1 protein-coding gene is annotated in these 6907 nt (G+C 74.8%); it reads left to right on the top strand.

The features are described 5' to 3' along the window. Nucleotides 1-20: 20 nt before the first annotated feature. Nucleotides 21-6890: an SDR family NAD(P)-dependent oxidoreductase gene (locus ACQP1S_RS20510; RefSeq protein WP_432897928.1), complete on the top strand. Its 6870-nt coding sequence runs from the start codon at nt 21-23 to the stop codon at nt 6888-6890. The last annotated feature ends 17 nt before the right edge of the window (nt 6891-6907 follow it).

Below are 6907 nucleotides of genomic sequence, written 5' to 3'. Positions count from 1 at the left end.
TGCGCGGGGGAGAAGGTCCGGTGGACTCCTTGGATGGTCTGGCCTGCACCGTCGTCATCCGCAGCAGCGATCCCGTGGTGCGCGACCACCGCATCCACGGCACCCGGATCCTGCCCGGAGTGTCCTTTCTCGACATCATCTTCCGGGTGGTGCGGGCGCGCGGCGTCGACCCGGACGGCGTCGAGCTGCGCCGGGTGCTGTTCCGCAACCCGGTCGCCGCCGGCCCGGACTTCGACACGGAGCTGACGGTGCGTTTCGCCCGCGGCGACGGTCACTTCCGGGTGTCGGTCACCGGGACGCGTCGCCCCCGTGGGGACAGCGAACCGGTGCTGGACTGTCAGCTGCACCTGGGCCTGCCGTTCCCGCGACGGCGGCGGGACCTGCCCGCACTGCGGGCCACGGCGCGGCAGACCGTCGACATGACCGAGCTGTACGCGACGGCCCGCGCCACCGGCATCGAACACGGCGCGTTCATGCGCGCCCTCGGCACCCTGTACGTCGGACCGGACGAACTGCTCGCCGAACTGTCGCTGAGCCCACCCGCCGCCGGCTACGCCGGGTACTTCCACCTGCACCCCGCCGCGCTCGACTCCTCGACACTGCTGCCCACCCGGTTCGCCACCGCCCCGCCGGGTGCCGAGGCCCGCCCGTACGTGCCGATGCTGATCGAATCGGTCCGGGCCCGGGGCCCGCTGGGCGCCCGGACCCTGGTGCACGCCACCCCGCCGCGTCCGGCCGGCCCGGATGGGGACCTCACCACCTGCGACCTGGAGTTCCATGCCGAGGACGGGACCGTTGTGGCATGGTTGCACGGGCTGACGTCCAAGCGGATCCGCGACACGGCGGCCATCACCCGTCTCGACGCGCGCCCTCCGGACGTACCGGACACCGGGCGGATCGTCCGTGAACTGATCGAGGCGTCGCTCGGTCGTCCGGACTTCGACGAGACGGCCGGGTTCTACGAGCTCGGCATGGACTCCTCGGCGTTGCTGGGCATCGCGGCCGACCTGGAGCAGACGTTCGGTGTCGACTTCTCCCCGACCCTGCTGTTCGAGCACAACACGTTCGCTCTGCTGGCCGACCATCTGCGGGGGTTCGCAGCGGTGTCCGCGCCGCCCACGGTGCCGGCCGTCGAGATCCCGGTCCCGGCCGAGACGGTGTGGTTCGAGTCGGTCTGGCGTCCGGCTCCGCTGCCGCCCGGACCGCCTCCGGCACGGGTGGTCACCATCGGTGCGCACACCCGGGGCCGGTGGCCGGACGCGATCGGACCCACCTCCGCCACCGGGGTGGTGTGGCAGCCCGGCGACCCGTCGGACCTCACCGGTGAGGCGGTCGCCCTGACCGAGTTCCTCAGGGCCGCGTCCGACGCCGGCCGGGACGCCCTGCGGCTGGTCTGCCACGTCGAGGACGACGACGCGCCCGTAGCGGCGGTCACCGGCCTGTTCCGGACCCTGCTGCGGGAAAGGCCGGGCACCCGGGCCGCGGTGGTCCGTTCGCCGCACCGGTCCGACGCGCTGGCCGAACTCGCGGCCGGGCTGCCCGACGTGGAGGTGCGGTACGTCGACGCCACGCGGCAGGTCCGCGTCGTCCGGACGATGCCGGAGCCGGAGGGCGGCGGCTCGCTGCGGCAGCACGGCGTCTACCTGATCACCGGAGGCCTCGGCGGGGTGGGCCTCGCCCTGGCCCGGCACCTGGCCCGGTCGGTCCGGGCACGGCTCGTGCTCGGCGGACGCACGGGCGCGGACCCGTCCGTGGTCGGCGAGCTGACCGCTCTCGGCGCCGAGGTGTTCACCGTCGTGATGGATGTGACCAGGGCGGATGATGTGCACCGGGCGGTGCGCGCCGCCGTGGACCGCTTCGGTGCCCTGCACGGGGTCGTGCACGCCGCCGGGGTGCTGCGCGACGGGCTCCTGACGGGCAAACGGGCCGAGGACGTCCGTGCGGTGCTCGCCCCGAAGGTCGACGGCGCGCGTCACGTCGAGGCGGCCACCCGGCACCTCACCCTGGACTTCCTGGTGCTGTGTTCCTCCACCGCCGGCACCTGGGGCAATCCCGGTCAGGCCGACTACGCGTGCGCGAACGCCTTCCTGGACCTGTTCGCCGGCAGCCGCCGCGACATCGTGTCGGTGGGTTGGCCGGCCTGGGCGGAGGGCGGCATGCCGGTCGACGCCGCCGGGTTGCGCCGGATGGGGCTGCGGGCGATGGACACCCCGCTCGCGGTCGACGTGCTGCTACGGGCGGTGGGCAGCGGCCGCTCCCACGTCGTGGTCCTGGCCGGGGACGCGGCCCGGATAGCCGCCGCGTTCACTGCGGACGATGCCGCGGTGGACACCCCGGCAGCAGTGACGGCCGGACCGGCCCCCGCCGGCGACGACGCGGCCCCCGCCGGCGACGACGCGGCCTCCGCCGGCGACGACGCGGTGGCCGTCGTGGGGATCAGTGGCCGCTACCCGATGGCCCGCGACCTGGACGAGTTCTGGGTGAACCTGCGCGACGGCCGTGACTGTGTCACGACGGTGCCCGCGGACCGGTGGGACCACTCGGCGATCTACTCCGAGGACCGGCGGACGCCCGGCAGATCGTACGGCAAGTGGGGCGGATTCCTCGATGGCGTCGACGAGTTCGACGCCGGGTTCTTCCACGTCTCGCCGAAGGAGGCGGCCGTGCTCGACCCGCAGGAGCGGCTGTTCCTGCAGGAGTCGTGGCACGCCTTCGAGGAGGCCGGTCATGCGCCGTCGGCCTGGCGCGGCCGGTCCGTGGGCGTGTTCGCCGGTGTGATGTACAACCAGTACCAGCTGTACGGCGTCGGCGCGGCGCCCGAACCGGTGCCCTCGTCGTTCAGCGCGTCCATCGCCAACCGGGTGTCGTACTTCCTGGACCTGCGCGGCCCCAGCATCGCCCTGGACAGCATGTGCTCGTCCTCGCTCACCACGTTGCACCTGGCCGTCGAAGCCATCCGCCGGGGGGAGTGCGAGGCGGCCCTGGCCGGTGGCGTCAACCTGGCCGTGCACCCGAACAAGTACCTGTTGCTGAGCCAGTCCTCCTTCCTGTCCAGCGACGGGCGATGCCGCGCCTTCGGCGAGGACGGGGACGGCTACGTGCCCGGCGAAGGGGTCGGCGTGGTGCTGCTGCGCCCACTGCGGGACGCGGTGCGCGACGGTGACCACGTGCACGCGGTCATCCGGGGAACCGCGGTGAACCACGGCGGCCGTACCGCCGGCTTCTCCGTGCCGAACCCGGCGTCCCAGGCGGCCCTGATCGCCGCCTCGATCCGACACGCCGCGGTGGACCCCGACGATCTGGGCTACCTGGAGGCGCACGGCACCGGCACCAGCCTCGGTGACCCGATCGAGGTGGCCGCGCTGGAGCAGGCGTTCGACCGGATCGGGGCTGGCCGCGGACCATGGCCGCTCGGATCGGTCAAGTCGAACATCGGGCATCTGGAGTCGGCCGCCGGCATCGCGGCGCTCACCAAGGTCGTGCTCCAGTTGCGCCACCGGGAACTGGTGCCCTCGCTGCACGCCGACCCGCCGACCAGCGTGGTGCGGTGGGAGACCTCCCGGTTCCGGGTGCAGCGCGAGCGGGCCCCCTGGCCGGGCCGTGCGCACGGACACCGGGCCGCAGCGATCAGTTCGTTCGGTGCGGGCGGGGCCAACGCGCACGTCGTCCTCGCCGAGTGGCCCGTACCGCCGGCCGTGCCGGAACCGGCTGCGCCGCACCTGTTCGTGGTGTCCGCCCGGGACACCGTCCGCCTCGACGAGACCGTCGGCCGGCTCGTGGCTCACCTGGAGAACACCGGTGGGGACGTGGCCGCGACGGTGAGCGCGTTGCTGGCCCAGGCCGGTGCGCCGACGGCGCTACCGGACGAGCCGTTCGTGGAGTTGGGGCTGGACTTTCCGCGCCTGGCCGATCTCGCTCACCGTGTCGAGGCGGTGTTCGGGACCTGCCCGCCGATCGACGGGGAGACCACCGCCGCCGGCCTCACGGCCGCCCTGGCCACGGCAACCGTCGCCGTGGATCCGGGCGCGCTGGCGTACACGCTGTGGGCCGGGCGCGAGCACTTCGACGAGCGGCTCGCCGTCGTGGCCACGACCACCGCCGAACTCGTGGCGGCGCTGCGTACCGGTGACGGCTGTCATCGCGGCCGTCGGCGGGGGACGGCCGGTACGGCGGCGGGGGACGACCTGGAGGCACTCGCCGCCGCGTGGGTGACCGGGGCCGAGATCACCCCGCCGCTGCCCGCCCGCCCGCGCCGGCTTTCCCTGCCCGGCTACCCGTTCGCCCGGGACCGGCACTGGGTCGCCACCGGCGGTGACCCGGACCGGTCCCGGCCCGACCTGGTGGAGCTGCCCCACCTGGTGGAGCTGCCCGACGGGCACGTCCTGCTGGCCAGGATCTCGCAGGACGATCACGCCTGGCTGGTCGACCACGCCGTCGACGGGACCACGCTGGTCCCCGGGACGTTCTTCGTCGACCTGGCCCTGCAGGCCGGCGACCGGCTCGGCCGTCCGGTGGTCGCCGAGTTGGTCCTCGAGACGCCGCTCCCGTTCGGCGACACCGACGTGCGGCTCACCGCGGCCCTGCCCGGCGACGACGGGCGACGCACCTTCGAGGTACACGCCCGTGCCGTCGGGGAGCCGACCTGGATCCGGCATGCGACAGGCGTGCTCGCCCCCGTCGACACCGGCGCGACCGAACCGCCACCGCTGCCCGGCGACGCCGAGGAGGTCGACCTCAGCGGCTTCTACGACCGGCTGCCCGGCTACGGTCCCGCCTTCCGGGGCCTGCTGCGCGCCTGGCGGGCCGGCGACGCGGTGTACGCGGACGTCTGCGTGCCCGGCGGCGACGCCGGCCCGTACGCCCTGCACCCGGTCCTGCTCGACGCCGCGCTGCACACGGTGGCCCTGGGCGGATTCGTCCCCGAAGAGCGGGCGCACCTGCCGTTCGCCTGGTCCGCGGTCCGGGTCGCGACGACCGGGGCGGTCACCGCGCGCGCCTGCGTCACCCCGGTCCGGGCGGGCACCGTCGCGGTGCGGCTCACCGACGCCACCGGCGGGCTCCTCGCCTCGGTGGACGCGGTGACCCTGCGGCCGTCCGGGGCCCCGGACAGCCCGCTGTACCGCGTCGACTGGGTGCCCCTCGACGACCTCCCGCCCGCCGGCCCGCCAGGCCGGTGTGCCGTCGTGGGCCCTGACCGCCCCGGTGTCGGCGCGTCGCTCACCAAGGCCGGTGTGACCGTGACCCGCGCCGACACCCTGGCGCAGTTGTCCGAAGTCCCCGAGGTGGTGATCGCGCCCGTCGCCGGGGCCGGATCGTCGGCGGACGCCGCGCTCGTGGTGACCCGGGAGGTGCTCGCCCAGGCACGGCACTGGCTCGAACACGACCGGTTCGGTGCCGCGCGGCTGGTCTTCGTCGCCACCGACCCGGACCCGACGACGGCCGCCGCGTGGGGACTGCTGCGCTCGGCGCAGTCGGAGCATCCGGGCCGGTTCACCCTCGTCGAGCTCGACGGGGCGGGCGCCCCGGACGCCCTGCTGCGGGCGCTGGCCGCGGACGAGCCGCAGCTCGCGGTCAGGGACGGTCGGGTACTGGTGCCCCGGCTGGTCCGCGCCCCCGTGACCGGGCCGGTGCCACCGCGCGAGCGGGGCACGCTGCTCGTCACCGGCGGCAGCGGTGGCCTCGCCGTCCCCGTGGTACGTCACCTGGTCGCCCGGCACGGGGTCACCGACGTGCTGCTGGTCAGCCGCGGTGGCCTGGTCCCCGCCGGACTGTCCGGACTGGACGCCCGCGTCGAGGCGGCCGCCTGCGACGTCGGCGACCGCGCGGCGCTGACCGCGCTGCTGGCCGGCCGCACGATCACCACGGTGGTGCACGCGGCCGGGGTGCTCGACGACGGCGTGGTGACCGCGCTGGACGCCACCCGACTGGAGAACGTGTGGCGGGCCAAGGCCACCGGCGCCGACCGGCTGACCGAGCTGCTGCCGGACGCCGAGACGGTGTTCTTCTCGTCGGTGGCAGGTGTGCTCGGCGGACCTGGCCAGGGCAACTACGCGGCAGCCAACGCGTACCTGGATGCGCTGGCCCGGCACCGGGTCCCGGCGGGCGGACGGGTGGTCTCGGTGGCCTGGGGCCCCTGGGACCTCGACGACGGCATGACCGCCGACCGGGACCGGCTCGCCCGCGCGGGCCTCGACCGGCTGACGGTCGACGCCGGACTGCGCCTGCTGGACACCGCCCTGGCCGGCACGGAACCGGACGTGGTCGCGCTGCGGCTGCACACCCGGGCGTCAGCGGTCGTACCCCCGATGTTGCGTGGTCTGCTGACCGACGCGCCGGCAGGCGCGGTCGACCCCGGTCTGCGCGGGCCGGGCCTGGCCGAACTGAGCCCGGCCGTGCGGCGGGCCCGCCTCGCCGGCCTGGTCCGCGGTGAGGCCGCCGCCGTGCTCGGGTACGCCGGAGCCGGCGCGGTCGATCCGGAACGCTCCTTCCAGGAACTCGGATTCGACTCGTTGAGTTCGGTGGAGTTCCGCAACCGTCTCGGCGCGGCGCTCGGACTGGCGCTGGAGGCCACCCTCGTCTTCGACCACCCCACCCCCGGCGATCTGGTGGAGCATCTCGCCGGCCGCTTCGGCGACGCCACCGGAGCCGATGAACTGCCGACCCTCTTCGCCGACTTCGACCGCGTCGCCGTCGGCCTGACCGGGGCGGCGGCCACCGACGACGTGTCCCGTACCCGGGTGGTGCAGCGGGTACGTGACCTGCTCACCGCCCTCACGCCTGCCCCCGGCGCCGCACCGCTGGACGTGTTCGCCGCCGCGACGGACGACGAGGTGTTCGCCATGATCGACGCTGAGCTCGGCAGCCCCGTTGCGGGTCAGGAGGACCGATGACCACCGAGGACAAGCTC

This window comes from Micromonospora matsumotoense (assembly GCF_050951065.1).
GTDB classification, from domain to species: domain Bacteria; phylum Actinomycetota; class Actinomycetes; order Mycobacteriales; family Micromonosporaceae; genus Micromonospora; species Micromonospora matsumotoensis.
Note: the sequence above shows the minus strand (reverse complement) of the source record. Positions and strands in the feature narration are given on the sequence as shown.